Origin of the sequence: Streptosporangium sp. NPDC051023 (genome assembly GCF_040689595.1) — a bacterium.
GTDB lineage: Bacteria > Actinomycetota > Actinomycetes > Streptosporangiales > Streptosporangiaceae > Streptosporangium.
The window spans coordinates 1-16,756 of sequence record NZ_JBFBCE010000135.1 but is presented as its reverse complement, the minus strand read 5'-3'; the positions used below and the strand labels follow the sequence as shown (position 1 = coordinate 16,756).

Sequence of the window (16,756 nt, the reverse complement as noted above, 5' to 3'; positions counted from 1 at the left end):
TTTGTTTGGTGGTGTTTACACGTGGTTCGCCCTCCGCCCCGGCCGGGCCCGGGGTGGGGGGCCCCGCCCCCGGCCCCCCCGCCGGGGGGGGGGGGGCCCCCCCGCCCGGGGCCCCCCCCCCGCCGCGGTGGATCAGCCCGACGTTCAGACCGAGGCCAGCGCCGCCTCCGACTCCAGGACGGCGGCGACGGCGTTGACGACCGCGGCGATCCGGATGGCCTCCTGGATCTGCTCGCGGGGCATCCCCGCCTGCCGCAGCACCTGCTCGTGGGACTCCAGGCAGCGGCCACAGCCACCGATCGCGGAGACCGCGAGCGACCAGAGCTCGAAGTCGACCTTGTCCACGCCCGGGTTGCCGATGACGGTCATGCGGAGCTTGGCGGGCATGGTCGCGTAGGTCTCGTCGCCGATCAGGTGCATCGACCGGTAGTAGACGTTGTTCATCGCCATGATCGCGGCCGCGGCCTTGGCCGCCCTGAACGCCTCGGCGGACAGGACATCGGCCGCCTCCCCGGCGATCTCGGCGATCACGCGCTGGGACCTCGTCGCCGCCGCGCAGGCGAGCAGCGTCCCCCAGAGCTGCTGCTCATCCAGCGAGGAGGTGGTGACGAGCGAGCCCAGGTTGAGCTTGATGTCCTTGGCGAAGTCGGGCAGGGCGCTCTTGAGGTTGTCGACGGACATCAGGCGCCGGCCAGCAGCTTCTTCGCGTCCAGACCGGACTCGCCCTTGTTCCAGTTGCACGGGCAGAGCTCGTCCGACTGGAGCGCGTCGAGGACCCGCAGGACCTCCTTGACGTTGCGGCCGACGGAACCCGCGGTCACCATGACGAACTGGATCTCGTTGTTCGGGTCGACGATGAAGGTGGCGCGCTGGGCGACGCCGTCCGAGCCCAGGATGCCCAGCTCGGCGGAGAGCTCGCGCTTGATGTCGGACAGCATCGGGAAGGGCAGGTCGCGCAGGTCGGGGTGGTCCTTGCGCCAGGCGTGGTGGACGAACTCGGAGTCGACGGAGAAGCCCAGGACCTGGGCGTCGCGGTCGGCGAACTCACCTTCGAGGCGGCCGAACTCGGCGATCTCGGTCGGGCAGACGAAGGTGAAGTCCTTCGGCCACGCGAAGTACACCTTCCACTTGCCCTCGTAGGACTTGTGGTCGATCTGGGCGAACGCGTTGTCCGCGTCCAGGGAGACACAGGCGGTCAGCTCGAACTCAGGAAAGTGGTCACCGATGGTGAGCAAGTCCGGATCTCCTTCACAAGGGACGTCGTTGTCGGAGCCAACACTGCCGCACCTAGCATTGATTCGAGAAATCGAGCAGTCGAACGAATCTGACAGGTGATCCTTATCAGTGAGCCAACCCCCACCATCGCCCAACTGCGCGCATTCCTCGCAGTCGCCGACCATCTTCACTTCAGAGAGGCGGCCACCTCACTGCGGATGAGCCAGCCCGCGCTGTCAAGCGCGGTCTCGGCCCTTGAGGAGACTTTGCACACTCAGTTACTGGAACGGACCACCAGGAAGGTCCTGCTGACCCCGGCGGGCGACCGGGTCGCGGTGCACGCGGCACGGGTGCTCAGGGCGGTCGAGGACCTGATGGGCGAGGTGGCCCAGAACCGGGAGCCGTTCCACGGACCCGCGCATCTGGGGGTGATCCCCACGGTGGCCCCCTACGTGCTCCCCGCGCTGCTGCCGATGTTCTCGCGGAAGTTCCCCCGGCTCAAGCTGACCGTGCACGAGGCCAAGACCGAGACCCTCCTGGAGGAGCTGCGCGAGGGCCGCCTGGACATGGTGCTGCTGGCGCTGCCGACCGAGACGAACGGGCTGGTCGAGGAGCCCCTCTACGAGGAGGACTTCCTGCTCGCCTTCTCCCCCGACCACCCCCTGGCGGGCGCGGAGACGCCACTGGGCCGCGACGTGCTCAAGGGGCTGGACATCGTGCTGCTCAACCAGGGGCACTGCCTGCGCGAGCAGGCCATCGACGTCTGCCGCGAGGTCGGCGCCCGCGCCACCGCCGCCACCTACGCGACCAGCCTGCCGACCCTGGTCCAGCTCGTCGCGGGCGGCCTCGGCGTGACCCTGCTGCCCGAGTCTGCGGTCCCGGTCGAGACGGGCAAGCGGGTACGGCTGGCGCTGCGCCGCTTCGAATCCCCCGCGCCGGGGCGGACCATCGGCCTGGCCTACCGCGCCAGCTCGGCCAGGGCCCCCGAGTACGGCCTGCTCGCCAAGGCCATCCGCGGAGCGGTACGCGCGAAACGCCTCCCCGTCCAGGTGATCGCGTAGAAACCCGCCCACCGGACGGAGCGGTCACCACGGAATCGAGGGTCGGGAGCCAGGAACAGGCGTGCTCCAGCGGGGACGACGACACCGCCCGGAGCACGCGAGGTCGTCATGCTCCGCCCTCTCTCCTTTCGCCCAGGCCGGCGAGGCGGCGCACCGCCTCGTCGATGACCTCGTCCTTCTTGCAGAAGGCGAAGCGGACGAAGTGGCTGCCGCGTTCCGGGCGGGCGTAGAAGACCTGGGTGGGGATGGCGACCACGCCCGCCAGAGCGGGCAGTTCGCGGGCCAGGGCGAGGCCGTCGGTGAAGCCGAGGGGGCGGATGTCGGTCTGGACGAAGTAGGTGCCCGCGGGGCGGTAGACCTCGAAGCCCGCGGTGTGGAGCCCGGCCGCCAGACGGTCGCGCTTGGACTCCAGATCGGCGCGCAGGCCGGAGACCCACTCCAGCTCGTGGCGCAGGGCGTAGGAGACGGCGAGCTGCCACGGCGCGGCGGCGGTGAAGGTGAGGAACTGCTTGACGGTCTGAACCGCGCGGACGAGCGGGGGCGGGGCGCAGACCCAGCCCGTCTTCCAGCCGGTGACGGAGAAGGTCTTGCCCGCCGAGGAGATCATCACGGTGCGGTCGCGCATGCCGGGGAGGGTGGCCAGCGGGATGTGCTCGACGTCGTCGAAGACGAGGTGCTCGTAGACCTCGTCGGTGACGGCGACCAGGTCGTGCTCCTGGCAGAGCAGGGCGATCTCCTCAAGCTCCGCGCGGGTGAGGACGGTTCCCGTGGGGTTGTGCGGTGAGTTGACCAGGATCGCCTTGGTGCGCGGGCCGACCGCGGCGCGCAGTTCCGCCGGGTCGAAGGTGAAGCGTCCCTCGACGGGACGCAGGGTGACCGGGCGCAGCACGGCCCCGGCGAGGGCCACGGAGGCGGCGTAGGAGTCGTAGTACGGCTCGAAGGCGATCACCTCGTCGCCCGGCTCGCACAACGCCATGATCGAGGCCGCGATCGCCTCGGTCGCGCCGACGGTGACCAGGATCTCGCCGTCGGGGTCGTAGTCGAGGCCGTAGTGGGCCTTGCGGTGCTCCGAGACGGCCTGGCGCAGCTCGGGGACGCCGGGGCCGGGAGGGTACTGGTTCGAGCCGCCGCGGATCGCCGAGACCGCGCGGTCGAGCATCGCGGCGGGCCCGTCGGTGTCGGGGAAGCCCTGTCCCAGGTTGATCGAGCCGGTCTGTACGGCGAGCGCCGACATCTCAGCGAAGATCGTCGTGCCGAACGCGCGCATCCGCGCCACCAGGGGATCGTTCACATACGTCAGCGTAAGCCCCGGCCCACCCCCTCCGCCGCTCCCGCCAAAGGACATGGATTAGCGGGGTTGGCATGCTTATGACAGGGGTCGTCGGCGTAGAAATGCTTGTGTGGTGGTACGTCTGGTTTCTGTGACCCGAAGGCTGCACGAACTGGACGCCCTCCGCGGATTCGCGGTGTGCGGGATCATGCTGGTCAACACCTGGCAGCACACGCGCGAGCATCTGAAGGGCCCGGAGCGGAACGCGGTCGACTGGGCGGTCGAGAACCTGCTGCAGGGCAGGTTCTACCCGATCTTCTCGTTCCTGTTCGGGCTGAGCTTCGTGCTGTTCCTCAGGTCGGCCGAGGGCCGGACGGACCAGCCCCGGCTGGTGCTGCTGCGCAGGCTGGCCGCGCTGGGCTGCCTGGGTTTCCTGCACCAGACGGTGAACCCGGGCGAGGTGCTCCTGCCGTACGCGATCTTCGGGGTGATGGTCCTGCTGCCCGCCTCGTTCCTGCCGCGCCTGGGAGTGCTGCTGCTCGGGGTCGTCATGACGGTGTGGGCGGTGCGCGAGGGAGGCGGCGTCATCCTCGTCCCCGGGCTGTTCCTGCTGGGCATGGCCATGATGGAGTACGAGCCGCCGGAGTGGCTGCTGACGCCCGTCTTCCTGGCGAGCACGATCCTCGCGGTCGTGCTCGGCTACCTGTGGGTCAGGGCGGCGGCCGGAGACCGCCTGCTGTACTTCCGGGGCCTCTACCCCACGGCCGGGCTGGCCGCCGCGACGGCGTACTGCACAGGGCTGCTGCTCCTGCTGCGGAGCAGGGCGCGTGAAAGACTGCTGGCGATCCTGAGCCCGCTCGGCCGGATGGCACTGACGAACTACCTGCTCAGCACCCTGGCCATCCTGCTGGCGCTGCCGCTGCTCACCGCCGACCCGACCCGGCTCGCCGTGGTCGCGCTGACCGTCGTCGTGCTGGCGGCGCAGGTGGTTTTCAGCCGGATATGGCTGGAGAGGTTCCGTTACGGCCCGGCGGAATGGGCGTGGCGATGCCTCACCTGGATGGAAAGGGTGCCCAACAGCCGGATAGGGTCGAAGGCGTGACGCGCATCGCACTGTGCCAGATCCCGGTCTCCGAGGAGCCCTCAGTCAACCTGAGCCGCGCCCGCGAGGCCCTGGAGGGGGCCGCCGCGGACGGCGCGGAGCTGGCGATCCTCCCCGAGGCCACGCTCACCCGGTACGGCAGGCGGATCACCGACCTGGCCGAGCCGCTGGACGGGCCGTTCGTCACCGGGCTCGCCGAGTCCGCGAAGGCGTGCGGCCTCTCGGTGATCGCGGGGGTGTTCGAGCCCGGAGAGGGCCGGGTGCACAACACGGCCGTCGCCATCGACGAGTCGGGCGAGATCAGGGCCGCCTACCGGAAGATCCACCTGTTCGACTCCTTCGGCGCCAGGGAGTCCGAGCTGGTCGCCCCGGGCGAGACCCCGACCGTGGTCGAGCTGGCCGGGCTGCGGATCGGCCTGGTGACCTGTTATGACATCCGCTTCCCCGAGCTGGGCAGGGCGCTGGTCGACCAGGGGGCCGAGTTGTTCGCGGTGATCGCCGCGTGGGGCTCGGGCCCGATGAAGGAGGAGCACTGGGCGACCCTGGTGCGGGCCCGCGCGATCGAGAACACCACCTGGGTCGCAGCCGTCGGCCAGGCGCCGAATCCCGAGGCCAGGGACGGTTTCGGGATCGGCAGGAGCATGTTCGTCGACCCGATGGGCGTCGTCCGCGCCGACCTCGGCCCCGCGCCCGCCGTGCAGACGTGCGTCCTCGACCCTCAGATCACGATTACCACCCGGAATGCCCTACCGTGCCTGGAACACCGGCGGCTTCACGCCAGCAGATCGTAAAATGCGACCGTGAGTGAGCCACCTGGGCGTAGAACGCAGATGCAGAAGGTCATCCCGCCTCGACTGCTCGTTCCCTATCTCGCCGGCAGGCGGACCGTTATATCGGGATATGTCTACCGTGTGCAGGACTGCGCCCGCCTGACGACGCCCGCTCAGCTCTTCGTGGGCCTCGACCTGGGATTCGAGGGCTCCGAGCTGACCGTGACCGTTCCCGAGCTCTACCTGATGCGCTGGTTCGCCCGTGACATCGACAACTACGTCGTCCCCTACGGCCCGCACATGGGCGGTGACTGGAACGACGCGCCCCCGTTCGCGGGAAACGGCTTCACCACCTCGCGCGAGCACGTCGTGCCGCAGTTCCACACCACGCCCATGCCGATCCCGGCGGGGGCGGAGATCATTCACATGACGTCCGGCGAGGAACGGCTGTTCGGCCGTTACGACGGGCTCGGTTGGCGGCGGGCCTCATGAGCGGAGAGATCGAGCCGGTGGCGTCCGGCTTCGTCGCGCACTACGCGAACCGGACCTATGTGGCGGCGCTCGGCCCCGGTGACTCCGAGGTCATGCTGTTCAACGAGGAGGCCCAGCAGGGCTTCGAAGCCGCCTCCGGCTACTGGCGGGCGATCGTCCCCCGCGAGGATCTCGACTGGCTGGTGCTGGTCCGCACGGTCGGCGCGTTCGGCGGAGAGCCCTGCCTGGTCCTCGACGTCTCCGAGGAGAACGGCGAGGAGAGCCTGCACATCGCCTACACCGGGCACAGCGGGCTGAAGGCGGAGGCGCTCGGCTACTGGATGGTCGACCACGGCGCCTACGAGGTCGTCGTCCCCCGTGACGAGGTCTTCTCCATCCGCATCGAGCGCGTCCCGATCTCCCTCACCCCGGCGCCCTCTGAACCGTAGAACGGGCCCCAGGCCCCGGTCTCCCGGAGTCCTCAGGAAGCAGGAGGGGGCGTTGGCCTCAAAAGGGCCGCACCCCCGGCCTCACACCGTCCCGAGCGCCCGGTAGCGGGCCCGGCGGGCGGTGAGGCGGTCGGCGGGGGCCGTCCGCAGCAGCCCGGTGATCTCGTGTTCGAGGACGCGCGCCACCCGACGGGAGAAGGCCTCCGGCTCGTAGGCGGCGTCGGGCAGCTCGGGGACAACCCGGTCGACGATGCCGTCACGCCGCAGATCGGTGGATTTCACGCCCTGTGCGGCGGCGATCTCCGGGGCGAAGTCCACGCTCCGGTACAGCAGCGCCGATGCCCCCTCAGGAGGCAGCGGCGACAGCCAGGCGTGCTGGGCGCAGAGCACCCGGTCCGCGGGCAGCAGTGCCAGGGCCGCGCCCCCTGCCCCCTCACCGAGTAGCAGGCAGACGGTCGGTGCCTCGAGCACGACCAGGTCCGCCAGGCAGCGGGCGATCTCCGCGGCCAGGCCGCCCTCCTCCGCCGCCTTGGACAGCGCGGCCCCCGGGGTGTCGACCACCGTGACCAGCGGCAGGCCCAGCTCGGCGGCCAGGCGCATCCCGCGCCGGGCGACCCTGAGCCCGGCGGGGCCGAAGGGCGCGGCCACCTGCACGCGGCTGCGGTCCTGGCCGAGCACGACGGCCGGGGCGGTGCCGAACCTGGCCAGGGCCATGAGCAGGCCCGGGTCGTTCTCCCCCTCCCCGGTGCCGTTGAGCGGGGTGACATCACGGGCGCCGAACCTGAGCAGCTCGCGCACCCCGGGACGGTCGTCCCTGCGGGAACGGCTGATCGCCTCCCAGGCCTCGGTCGGCTGGACGTGCTCACCGGGCGCGGCGGGCTCACCAGGCATGGCGGGCCCGGCGGGCACCCCCTCGGGCCCCGGCTCGGTGAGCGTGCCCTCGCGTGGGGCGCACAGCACGGACAGGACCCTGACGGCGACCTCCCTGGCCTGCTCCGCGGAGACGACCGCGTCCACCAGGCCGTGGGCGAAGAGGTTCTCCGAGACCTGGACGCCCTCCGGGAAGGGGTATCCGTGCAGCGACTCGAAAACCCTCGGCCCGAGGAACCCGATGAGGGCGCCGGGCTCGGCCGCGGTGACGTGCCCGAGCGATCCCCAGGAGGCGAAGACTCCGCCCGTGGTCGGGTGGCGCAGATAGACGATGTACGGCAGGCCCGCCGCACGATGGGCGACCACCGCGGCGGTGATCTTCACCATCTGCACGAACGCCAGCGCGCCCTCCTGCATCCGGGTGCCGCCCGAGGCGGGGGCGGCCAGCAGCGGGAGCCGTTCGGCCGTGGCCCGCTCGATCGCGGCGGTGAGCCGCTCGGCCGCGGCGACCCCGATCGACCCGGCCAGGAAGGAGAACTCGCAGGCGACGACCGCGACCCTGCGTCCTTCGAGCAGTCCTTCGCCGGACACGACGGACTCGTCGTATCCGGTCTTGGCGCGGGCCGCGGCCAGCTCCTCCGCGTAGTCGGAACCGGGCGGCGCCGGATCGGCGGGCGTCTCGTCCCACGACCGCCACGTCCCCGGGTCGAGGAAGGTGTCGATCAGCGTGCGGGCGTCGGGCCTGGCAGGGGTCATCCCCCGTCCCCCCTGTTCCCGTGGGACAGAAGGCGCGTGGGGCGGACTCTCATCCTTCACGTTCCTCCAGCCACGCGAGAACCTCGTCGTTGTGCTGGCCCAGCGTGGGCGGGGCGGCGTGGCGCACGGGAGGCTCACCGTCGAAGCGAAGCGGCGGACCGGGCAGCTCGATCGTGCCGAGGACCGGGTGGTCGACCTCGACGACCAGGCCCTGGGAGCGGGTCTGCTCCCAGGCGTAGACCTCGTCGATCGACCTGATCGCTCCGGCGGGCACCCCGATCTCGGCGAACGCGGCCAGCCAGTGGTTCCGGTCGTGCTTGGCGAGGGCCTGCTCGATGTCGGCGATCAGGTCGAGGCGGTGCGCAAATCTATCCCTGTTTGTCGCATATTTCGGGATATCCGGATCGATATCAAGCAGTACGGCGACCTTCCGCCACTGCCCGTCGTTGGCCACCGCGATCTGGATCATGCCGTCGGCGCAGTGGAACGCGCCGTAGGGGGCGATGGAGGCGTGGTGGTTGCCGCCCGCCCTGGGCACCTGGCCGCCGACCGTCCAGGCCGTGCCGTGATAGGAGTGCACGCCGGTCACCGAGGCCAGCAGCGAGGTCCGCACGACCTTGCCGAGCCCGGTCCGCTCACGCTCGTAGAGCGCGGCCACCACACCGTAGGCGCCGTGGATCCCGCCGAGCAGGTCGGCGATCGAGGCGCCGACCCGGTACGGCTCGTCGGGAGCGGGACCCGTCAGGCTCATCAGCCCGGCCTCGCCCTGGGCGATCTGGTCGTAGCCGGGCCTGCCGCCCTCGGGGCCGTCGTGGCCGAAGCCGGTGATCGACAGCACGACCAGGCGGGGGTTGAGCTCGTGCAGCCGCTCGACGGGGAAGCCGAGCCTGTCCAGGACGCCGGTGCGGAAGTTCTCGATGAGGACGTCGCTCTGCCGTACCAGACGCTCGATCAGGGCCTTGCCCTCGGCGGACTTGAGGTCCACGGTGATCGACTGCTTGTTGCGGTTGGCCGCGAGGAAGTAGGTGGAGATGTCGTGGCCGGGGCCGACGAACGGCGGCCCCCAGCCCCGGGACTCGTCACCCCCGCCAGGGTGCTCCACCTTGATCACCCGGGCACCCAGGTCACCGAGCATCTGCGCGGCATGCGGTCCCGCCAGCGCGCGGGAGAGGTCGAGTACGACGATGTCGCCGAGGGCTCCCTGCAAGATCAACCTCCAGTAGTGGTCGCCGAGCCTAGCCGAACCGGCACGGGAAAGGAGGGATTGCCTCCATCATCGGCCAGCCTGCCAGGCGGCCTCCGCCGCTCCGCATCCAGGCCCGGCACATCGGAGATCTTCCCAGCCCCGCCCTCCGGCCTCCACCCCTACGGGCCGGGCAACGCCCTCGCGTCGCGGCTGTCACCATGGGGGAATGGAGGAGATCATCTCTTTCGAGGACCTCGCGGACACGATCCGGCGGCTGCCGCCCTCGTGCGGGCCCGTGCGCCTCGTCGCGGTCGACGGACCCGGTGGGTCGGGCAAGACGACTTTCGCCGGACGCCTGGCGCAGGCGCTGGGGGCGCAGGTGGTCCACAGCGACGACTTCCCCGTGCCGTGGGACGAGGTGCCGCAGGCGTGGTTCGGGAACGTCGAGGAGCAGGTGCTCGGCCCGCTGGCGGCGGGGCTACCGGGCCGCTACCGGCGCTACGACTGGGTGAGGGGCGGTTACACGGACTGGGTGGACGTGCCGGTGGCACCGGTGCTGCTCCTTGAGGGGGTGAGCACGGCCCGCCGTACGACCCCGGCCGCCTTCACCGTCTGGGTCGGGGCACCGGCGAAGCTCCGCCAGGCCCGCGTCCTGGCCAGGGACGGCGAGCGCTTCGCCGCGCAGTGGCGGGAGTGGAGGCTCGCCGAGGAGAAGTGGTTCACCGCCGACGACACCCGTGCCCGCGCCGACCTGCTGCTCGACGGCGCCCGTGTCCCCGGCGAGTTCGTCAGGGTCTGAGCCCGGGGCTGTACGGCGCAGCCGCGACCTGCTCGGCCGGGACCGCCATGCAGGGGGCGCCGCCGCAGACGTCGACGACCAGGCCCTCCCGCAGGAAGTGGGCCTTCTGCACCCGGGCCGCGGGATCGTTGCGCGGGTCCTGGTGGGGGTCCCTGCCGTATGCGGCACCGAGCGGAGGCAGGTTGGCCGCCGGTGGCGTGACGGCCCCGCTGTCCCAGACGACCAGCGCCGATCCGGCGTACGGCCGGGAGGGCAGGGCCCTGATCCCCCAGTACGGCGTCACGTCGGGGTCGCGTCCCTCGGCGACGGCGGGCTGGTGGATCCGTGCCCCGACCGTGCGGGCCTCGACCTCGGCGGTCACCGTGGAGACCTGGTGGTCGCCGAAGGCGACGTGCAGCAGCACGCGGTGGCGGGGCGAGCCGGGCAGCGGGTCGTCGGTCAGGTGTTCGGCGTAGCCGTCGGTCTCCGCCCGGTCCCAGAGCATCTGGATCAGCGCGAAGCAGATCTGCCGGGTCAGCCCGTCGGGGTAGGCGGCGTCCATGATCCGCTGGAACGGCTGGAAGGCGGTGCTGCGGTCGAGCAGCGTGCTGTAGTTCATCCCCGGCACGCCGAGGGCGGCGTTGCGCACGTCGGGAGAGACCGCGACCAGCGCGCCGCCCGCGATGCCGCCCTGACTGTTGCCGTCGTAGGCGAGACCGGCCCGCCGGTCGATCAGCGGTTTGCCCTGCTCGTTCCTGAACGCCTTGTCGCTCGTGAAACCGTCCCGGCCGATCATCGCCCGGCCCAGGAAGACGAAGTTCAGCAGGCTCTGCTGGAGCCGGTCGGGGACCGTGCCGAACCTGGAGAGGTCCTGGAACACGCCCGCCACGTGCTGGGCGTCCTCGTCGGACATGCCGATCCACTTGGTGGCGCAGAAGACGAAGCCCTGCTGTCCCGCCATCGCCCGCACGTCGCGCGCGCGTACCTCTGTGGCCCTGCCGAGCAGGCCGTGGCCGTACAGGACGGGACCCGCGGGCCGGGTGAAGGCGGAGCGCGGGATGACGCACTGGTAGCGCGCCTTCAGCGTGTCACCGAGCGGGCGCGGCCGCCCGTCCTGGCCCCGGTTGAGGCCGGACCCCGGCGGGCCTCCCGGCTTGTCGAGGTAGTTCGGGACCATGATCTCTCCCGCGACCTCACGGGCGATGTCAGGGTCCTGCTCGGAGGTGAGGTCGGTGACGGCGTCGACGGTGAACCGCGGCGAGGCTCCCTTGAGCGCGCGTAGCGCCTGGTCGCGCATGCTCAGCATCGGGCCGGCGATGCCCTGCTCGCTGGCCACGGTGAAGTCCCACGCCAGGTCGAGCCCTCGTGCGTCGACCCCCGCCGCGGCGAGGTCGGCGAGCGTCCTGTGCAGCGCGCGCTGCCGTCCCGCGAGCGGGTCGTCGGCGGGAAGCTCCTCGCCCGCGAGCCTGCCGAAGGTCTCGGGCACGGGAAGGGCCCTGCCCTCCGCGTCCTTCAGGCCCCGCAGCGCGACGGCGTAGCGGTGACCCTCGCTGAAGTTCTTCGCGGGCCTGATGATCAGCGCCCGCCTGCCGGGGTCGGTCGTGCCCGCGTCGAGCTCGGCCCAGTACGGCCAGCGCTCCCCGGTCACGGTGTCGACGATCACGATGGGGGCGTCGCGCCGCAGCGACCAGCCGATGTCGGTGACGGGCGCGGCGCCGGTCTTGGCGAGGTCGAGGTCCGGCACGTGCGCCAGCAGCATGGAGCCCGGGGAGAAGCCGTCGGCCGTGTTCCACCGCGCCGGGTCGATCGGGGTGCCCGCCGCGTTGCGGGGCATGGCGTCCGCGGAGAGGTCGACCCGCAGCCCGGTCGCGGTGCGCGCGTTCGTGGTGAACCAGTCGTTGGGGAAGGGCAGCAGGCACTGCGGGCCCGCTATCGGGTCACACCCGGCCATGGCCTGCGGAGCCCGAGCCGCGAGGACCGCGGCGGGAACGAACGCGGAGCCGGGGCCTGAGGCGGGAGCCACGACGGGGACGACCGGTGGAGACGCGGCGAACGCCGACACCATGGCCAGCACGAGGCTCGCCACCATCGCGCGCGGACGCATGCGCCTCCCTCCCGGGGCCTCGCCGATGCCGGATACCGGTGACTAGCGCAGCAGACCGCAGGAAAGACCACTCGTCAATGGGAAAGCAATGAATAGCTTCAGACTGATATGTCCCGTAGGTGGCGGTCGTCGTTGAAGATCTCGGAGCGTGACCCCCGCCAGACGGAGACCGAGGCGTTCCCGACCGGCGCGAACACGGACACGGACTCCAGCGGCACCTTCTCGATCACGTGTTTGAGCATCAGCACCACGGCGTCGTGCGCGACGACCAGGACCCGCCGTCCCGCGCACTCGGCGCGCATGGCGTTCACCGTCTCGCGCACCCTGGAGGCGACGTCGGAGAAGCTCTCCCCATCGGGCGCGCGGTAGCCGTACTCCGCCCGCAGTAGCCTCTCCGCCTCCTCGGGGAACCGTTGCCTGATCGCGGCCAGGTTCATCCCCGAGAGCCTGCCCATGTCGCGGTCTCCGAGCCGCGCGTCCAGTCGCACCTCGGGAGTTGCGTCCAGCTCGGCGGCGACCAGCTCCCAGGTTTGCACGGCCCGCAAGTACGGCGAGCACCACACCACCTCGGGCGCCTGCCCCACCGCCAGGCGCCTGCCGAGCGCGGTGGCCTGCCCGCGGCCGAGCGGGGTGAGCGGGACGTCCGCGTCGGGAACCGTCAGGACGACGGCGACCCCGGCCGCCGCGGCCCTGGCGTAGGCCACGTTGGACTCGCTCTGGCCGTGCCGTACCGCGGTGATCGTCGAGGGCATGCCTCCATCGAACCGCCTCGCGCAGGCGCGGGCAAGACCTGCCCTCCCGCGATCTCCCCGCGCGGGGCCTCAGATCAGATCGACCTCGGCGTACGGCAGCCCGCCCGACAGCGTGGGGAAGCCTGGGCCCCGGTCGAAGAACGGAGACCCGGTCTCCCAGCGCAGGGCGAGCAGCTCTGAGCGGCGCAACGCGGTGGCGGCCTCGTCCACCCCGAGGTCGTCGCGGGGGCCGAACAGGACGACCCCGTAGTCGTCGCGGGCCCCCTCGACGGAGACCTTGCCGTCGCGGACGTCCGCCGCGACCAGGGCGGGGTCGCGTTCCAGCGGGGAGCCCCACCCGCCGCCCCCGGTGGTGCGGATCCGGATGACCTCCCCCGCGCGGACCGGTGAGTCGTCGACCAGGCCCTCCATCCGCCTGCCCTCGATCTCCACCAGGAAGGGCCGTCCCGCGTGACCGCCGTTCACCCCCCAGCAGGACAGGATCGACCGGTCGGCGATGGACATGAACGAGGCGTCGCGGAGCATCCGCAGGTGCTTGTCGTAACCGAGGCCGCCCCGGTGCAGGCCGGGGCCGCCGGAGTCGACGGCCAGGCCGAGCCGTTCGACCAGGAACGGCCAACGGGACTCGGCGAACTCGACCGGGATGTTGCGCGAGTCGGGCACGACGTGGATGGTGTCCTCCCCGTCGGCGTACCACCGTCCTCCTGAGCCGCCGCCGAGGACCTCCCGCATCAGGTACGGCCTGCCGTCGGCGTCGTCGCCGTATACGCCGGTGTAGCGGATGGTCTCCTGGTCGGCGGGCATCCGGCCGCCGGTGGCCTTGGCCAGCGTGCCCGCCAGGACGCCGAGCAACCGCAGGATCACGAACGTCCTGGCGTTCGTCGGAGCGGGAAAGACCGGGGTGAGCAGCGTTCCCTTCTCCGGGAAGCGCATCTCGATGAGCGGTACGACGCCCTCGTTGACGTCCAGTTCGGCCATCCGCTCCGGGGTTTCGGCCAGGTTGCGCAGGATCGGCGCGAGCCACTTCTTCAGGAACACCCCGTCGGCGTAGTCGCCCGCGTGGTTGATCGGCCCCTTGGCCTGCGGCGACGTGCCGGTGAAGTCGATGAGCAGCGGCGCGGGCGCGGAGTGGTCGACGACGAGGGTGATCCGCTGGGTGTGCAGACGCGGCGCGTCGACACCGTCGTGCTCGGCGTAGTCCTCCCACACGTACGTGCCCTCGGGAATCCTGGCCAGCAGCTCCCTGCGGAACGTCTCGGTCGTCGTGGAGATGATCGCGTCGAAGCAGTCCTCGACCGCCTCGCGCCCGTAGCGGTCGAACAGCTCCGCCAGGCGCCGCGCGCCCATCAGGCAGGCCGAGCACTCGGCGTCCAGGTCACCGGCCAGCGAGTCGGGCATCCTGGAGTTGCGCGTCATGATCGTGAGCGCCGCCCTGTTGGGCACGCCCGCGTCCCACAGCCTGATCGGCGGGACCATCAGCCCCTCCTCGAACACGCTGCGCGCGTGCGAGGGCATGGAGCCGGGGACCGCCCCGCCGATGTCGTCGTGATGCCCGAACGCCTGCACGAACGCGACGACCGCGCCGCCGTGGAAGACCGGGACCGTGACGCACAGGTCGGGCAGGTGGCCGATGCCACCCTCTGACAGGTAGACGTCGTTGTGGAAGAACACGTCGCCCTGGCGCATCTCCCCGATCGGGAAGTCCCGCACGACGGGCTGGACCAGCGCCGAGTAGGACCTGCCGGTCAGTTTGCGGAGCCGTACGTCGTGGATGCCCGCGCGGAAGTCATGGGCGTCGCGGATCATCGGGGAGCGGGCCGTGCGCGCGATGGCGGTCTCGACCTCCTTCTCGACCGACGCGAGGGTCCCCTCGACGATCTCGACCAGCACCGGATCGGCGCCTCCTCCCCGCCGCCCGCCCGCCTCCGTGCGCGTGTCCCCGCCCGTGCTCATCGGCCGCTCACCGTTCCCTCGCCTCCCTCGCCCGGCGCGCCGGTCCGGCGCACCTCCAGGTTCCCGAACCCGTCCACGGTGACCGTGAAACCGGGGTGCACGGGAAGCGTCGAGCCGTACTCCTCGATGACCGCGGGACCGGGGATCGTCGCCCCGGGCGTCAGGTCGGCGCGGCGGTGGATCGGGGCCGGGCCCCACTCGTCGTAGAAGACCTCGCGGGTTCCCGTGGGGTGGGGGGCCGCTGAGCCGTACGGCCTGCGCCCGATGGTGGGGCGGGTGATGGGGCCGATGCCGGAGACCCGCAGGTTGACCCATTCGACGCCGTGCCGGGGGTCGTCGCGGTAGCCGTACCCGTAGAGCCGCCGGTGCGCCTCGTGGAAGCGGTCGAGCACCTCGGCGCGCCACGCCTCGTCGAGCGGTCCCGCCGGAGCGGACACCCTGACCTCGTAGGCCTGGCCGTAGTAGCGCAGGTCGGCGCTGCGCGCGTAGACGTGCCGCTCCGCGGCGAACCCCTCACGGTCGAGGGCCTCGGCCGCCTGCCCCTCCAGCTCGCCGAAGACGGCGGCGGCGTCGTCGAGGGAGAGGTCCCTGGTGACGAAGGTGCGCACGTAGTCGTTCTTGACGTCGACGGTGAGCAGCCCGAACGCCGACACGTTGCCCGGGTCCGGCGGGACGATCACCGAGGGCAGGCCGAGAATGTCGATCAAGCGGCAGACCAGCAGGGGCCCGGAGCCGCCGAAGGCGACCATCGGGAAGTCGCGCACGTCCAGGCCTCGCTTGACGGTGATCCGGCGGATCGCGTTCGACTGGTTGAACGCGCTGATCTCCAGGATCCCGGCCGCCGTCCGCTCGGGACTCAGCCCGATCTTGCCCGCCAGCGCCTCGATCCCCCGTCTGGCCGCGTCAACGTCGAGCGGGATCTCCCCGCCGAGCAGGTGCGGCGGAATCCGGCCGAGGAAGACGTGCGCGTCGGTGACGGTGACCTCGGTGCCGCCCCTGCCATAACAGAGCGGCCCCGGGTCGGCTCCGGCCGAGCGGGGGCCGACCTTCAGCGTGCCCTCGGGGGAGGTCCACGCGATGGAGCCGCCGCCCGCGCCGACGGTCACGATGTCGATCATCGGGATCTTGCAGGGGTAGCGGCCGACGCTGCCCTCCGTGGTCAGCGAGGGCTCGCCGTCGACCACGACCGCGACGTCGGTCGAGGTGCCGCCGCCGTCCAGGGTGATCACCGACGGGTGCCCGGCGGTCGAGGCGACCAGCGCGGCGCCGAGCGCGCCCGCGGCCGGGCCGGACAGGACGGTGGTGATGGGCTGGTGCACGACCTCGGCCGCCGACAGCACGCCACCGTTGCTCTTCATCACCGAGAACGGCACCCCGGCCCCCCGGACGGCCGCGCCCCCCGGCACGGCGCCGCCCTCCGGTGAGGCGCCGTCTCCCAGTGAGGCGCCGTCCCCCGGTACGGCACTGCCGCCCGCCGTCAGGGCCGACCATTCGAGGCGCCCGGACAGGTTGGCGATGTAGCGGCGCATGGTCGGCTTGACGGCGGCGTCCACCAGGGTCGTGACGGACCGCTCGTACTCGCGGTACTCGCGCAGCACGTCACTGGAGATCGAGACGACGGCTTCCGGGTGCTCGCGTTCGAGGATCTCGCGCATGCGCAGCTCGTGCTCCGGGTTGGTATAGGAGTGCAGGAAGCACACGCCGATCGCGGTGATCTCCCGCTCCCTGAACCACCCCGCCGCCGCGACCGCCCCCGCCTCGTCGAACGGCCGCACCTCCGCACCGGTGTGGTCAAGGCGCCCGCCGACGGTCCTGATCCGGTGCACCGGAACGATCCTGGACGGCTTGACCCAGAAGTAGGAATTGCCATAACCATCGGGGACGCTCTGCCTGGCGATCTCCAGCACGAACTCGAAGCCCTCGGTGGTGACGAACCCCAGATCGGCGACACGCTCCTCAAGAAGCTGGTTGGTCGCGACGGTCGTACCGTGCACCACCGAGGACACCGCCTCGAAACCG

General features: G+C 71.4%; 15 protein-coding genes. 6 read left to right on the top strand and 9 right to left on the bottom strand.

All coding sequences use genetic code 11. The features are described from left to right. Nucleotides 1-144: 144 nt before the first annotated feature. Together AB0395_RS45170 and AB0395_RS45165 are read right to left on the bottom strand one after the other, a co-directional pair. On the bottom strand, nucleotides 145-681 hold the full coding sequence (locus AB0395_RS45170) for a carboxymuconolactone decarboxylase family protein (RefSeq protein WP_366293570.1): 537 nt from the start codon (nucleotides 679-681) through the stop codon (nucleotides 145-147). After that, a complete protein-coding gene (locus AB0395_RS45165) occupies nucleotides 681-1,235 on the bottom strand; it encodes a peroxiredoxin (RefSeq protein WP_366293568.1) in 555 nt (184 codons plus the stop codon). The genes AB0395_RS45170 and AB0395_RS45165 overlap by 1 nt, the downstream gene beginning before the upstream one ends. A gap of 96 nt (nucleotides 1,236-1,331) precedes the next feature. Here AB0395_RS45165 and AB0395_RS45160 point away from each other — a divergent pair, with 96 nt between their 5' ends. Next, nucleotides 1,332-2,276, top strand: coding sequence for a LysR substrate-binding domain-containing protein (locus tag AB0395_RS45160; RefSeq protein ID WP_366293565.1), 945 nt, complete (start codon nucleotides 1,332-1,334; stop codon nucleotides 2,274-2,276). A 106-nt stretch (nucleotides 2,277-2,382) separates the two neighbouring features. Here the strand turns inward: AB0395_RS45160 and AB0395_RS45155 are convergent, their stop codons facing one another. Continuing rightward, nucleotides 2,383-3,567, bottom strand: coding sequence for a pyridoxal phosphate-dependent aminotransferase (locus AB0395_RS45155; protein ID WP_366293562.1), 1,185 nt, complete (start codon nucleotides 3,565-3,567; stop codon nucleotides 2,383-2,385). Nucleotides 3,568-3,697: 130 nt separating this feature from the next. On the opposite strand from AB0395_RS45155, the gene AB0395_RS45150 reads away from it, so the two are divergent. Genes AB0395_RS45150 through AB0395_RS45135 form a run of 4 tightly spaced genes read left to right on the top strand, consistent with a single transcriptional unit; the run spans nucleotide 3,698 to nucleotide 6,338 of the window. Further along, nucleotides 3,698-4,648 (top strand): DUF418 domain-containing protein, encoded by a 951-nt coding sequence (locus tag AB0395_RS45150; protein WP_366293560.1) that lies wholly within the window; start codon nucleotides 3,698-3,700, stop codon nucleotides 4,646-4,648. After that, entirely contained in the window at nucleotides 4,645-5,439 is a 795-nt protein-coding gene (locus tag AB0395_RS45145) for a carbon-nitrogen hydrolase family protein (protein ID WP_366293558.1), read from the top strand. The genes AB0395_RS45150 and AB0395_RS45145 overlap by 4 nt, the downstream gene beginning before the upstream one ends. Nucleotides 5,440-5,448: 9 nt before the next feature. Then, nucleotides 5,449-5,910, top strand: a complete 462-nt coding sequence (locus AB0395_RS45140; protein WP_366293555.1) for a hypothetical protein — start codon at nucleotides 5,449-5,451, stop codon at nucleotides 5,908-5,910. After that, entirely contained in the window at nucleotides 5,907-6,338 is a 432-nt protein-coding gene (locus AB0395_RS45135) for a hypothetical protein (protein WP_366293553.1), read from the top strand. The genes AB0395_RS45140 and AB0395_RS45135 overlap by 4 nt, the downstream gene beginning before the upstream one ends. Nucleotides 6,339-6,419: 81 nt before the next feature. On the opposite strand, the gene AB0395_RS45130 is transcribed toward AB0395_RS45135, so the two are convergent. Continuing rightward, nucleotides 6,420-7,964, bottom strand: a complete 1,545-nt coding sequence (locus AB0395_RS45130) for a carboxyl transferase domain-containing protein (RefSeq protein WP_366293550.1) — start codon at nucleotides 7,962-7,964, stop codon at nucleotides 6,420-6,422. A 49-nt stretch (nucleotides 7,965-8,013) separates the two neighbouring features. Then, on the bottom strand, nucleotides 8,014-9,171 hold the full coding sequence (locus AB0395_RS45125; RefSeq protein ID WP_366293574.1) for a CoA transferase: 1,158 nt from the start codon (nucleotides 9,169-9,171) through the stop codon (nucleotides 8,014-8,016). A gap of 205 nt (nucleotides 9,172-9,376) precedes the next feature. On the opposite strand from AB0395_RS45125, the gene AB0395_RS45120 reads away from it, so the two are divergent. Then, nucleotides 9,377-9,949 carry a hypothetical protein gene (locus AB0395_RS45120; RefSeq protein WP_366293547.1) on the top strand — a complete coding sequence of 191 codons (573 nt, stop codon included), beginning with the start codon at nucleotides 9,377-9,379 and terminating at the stop codon, nucleotides 9,947-9,949. Here AB0395_RS45120 and AB0395_RS45115 read toward each other — a convergent pair. The 4 genes from AB0395_RS45115 to AB0395_RS45100 form a co-directional block, all read right to left on the bottom strand. Further along, entirely contained in the window at nucleotides 9,939-12,032 is a 2,094-nt protein-coding gene (locus tag AB0395_RS45115) for a hypothetical protein (protein ID WP_366293545.1), read from the bottom strand. The two genes, AB0395_RS45120 and AB0395_RS45115, sit on opposite strands and share 11 nt — an antisense overlap. Before the next feature lie 98 nt (nucleotides 12,033-12,130). After that, on the bottom strand, nucleotides 12,131-12,784 hold the full coding sequence (locus tag AB0395_RS45110) for a histidine phosphatase family protein (protein WP_366293542.1): 654 nt from the start codon (nucleotides 12,782-12,784) through the stop codon (nucleotides 12,131-12,133). A 69-nt stretch (nucleotides 12,785-12,853) separates the two neighbouring features. Further along, nucleotides 12,854-14,737, bottom strand: a complete 1,884-nt coding sequence (locus AB0395_RS45105; protein WP_366293539.1) for a hydantoinase B/oxoprolinase family protein — start codon at nucleotides 14,735-14,737, stop codon at nucleotides 12,854-12,856. After that, the gene (locus AB0395_RS45100) at nucleotides 14,734-16,731 is read right to left on the bottom strand and encodes a hydantoinase/oxoprolinase family protein (RefSeq protein ID WP_366293572.1); all 1,998 of its coding nucleotides are present in this window, start codon (nucleotides 16,729-16,731) and stop codon (nucleotides 14,734-14,736) included. Before AB0395_RS45100 ends, AB0395_RS45105 begins: the two co-directional genes overlap by 4 nt. Nucleotides 16,732-16,756 lie beyond the last annotated feature (25 nt).

What these genes read in the sequence shown, in the direction of transcription:
- AB0395_RS45170 (WP_366293570.1), bottom strand. Translation starts at nt 681, where the DNA reads ATGTCCGTCGACAACCTCAAGAGCGCCCTGCCCGACTTCGCCAAGGAC.
- AB0395_RS45135 (WP_366293553.1), top strand. Translation starts at nt 5,907, where the DNA reads ATGAGCGGAGAGATCGAGCCGGTGGCGTCCGGCTTCGTCGCGCACTAC.
- AB0395_RS45130 (WP_366293550.1), bottom strand. Translation starts at nt 7,964, where the DNA reads ATGACCCCTGCCAGGCCCGACGCCCGCACGCTGATCGACACCTTCCTC.
- AB0395_RS45120 (WP_366293547.1), top strand. Translation starts at nt 9,377, where the DNA reads ATGGAGGAGATCATCTCTTTCGAGGACCTCGCGGACACGATCCGGCGG.
- AB0395_RS45115 (WP_366293545.1), bottom strand. Translation starts at nt 12,032, where the DNA reads ATGCGTCCGCGCGCGATGGTGGCGAGCCTCGTGCTGGCCATGGTGTCG.
- AB0395_RS45110 (WP_366293542.1), bottom strand. Translation starts at nt 12,784, where the DNA reads ATGCCCTCGACGATCACCGCGGTACGGCACGGCCAGAGCGAGTCCAAC.
- AB0395_RS45105 (WP_366293539.1), bottom strand. Translation starts at nt 14,737, where the DNA reads ATGAGCACGGGCGGGGACACGCGCACGGAGGCGGGCGGGCGGCGGGGA.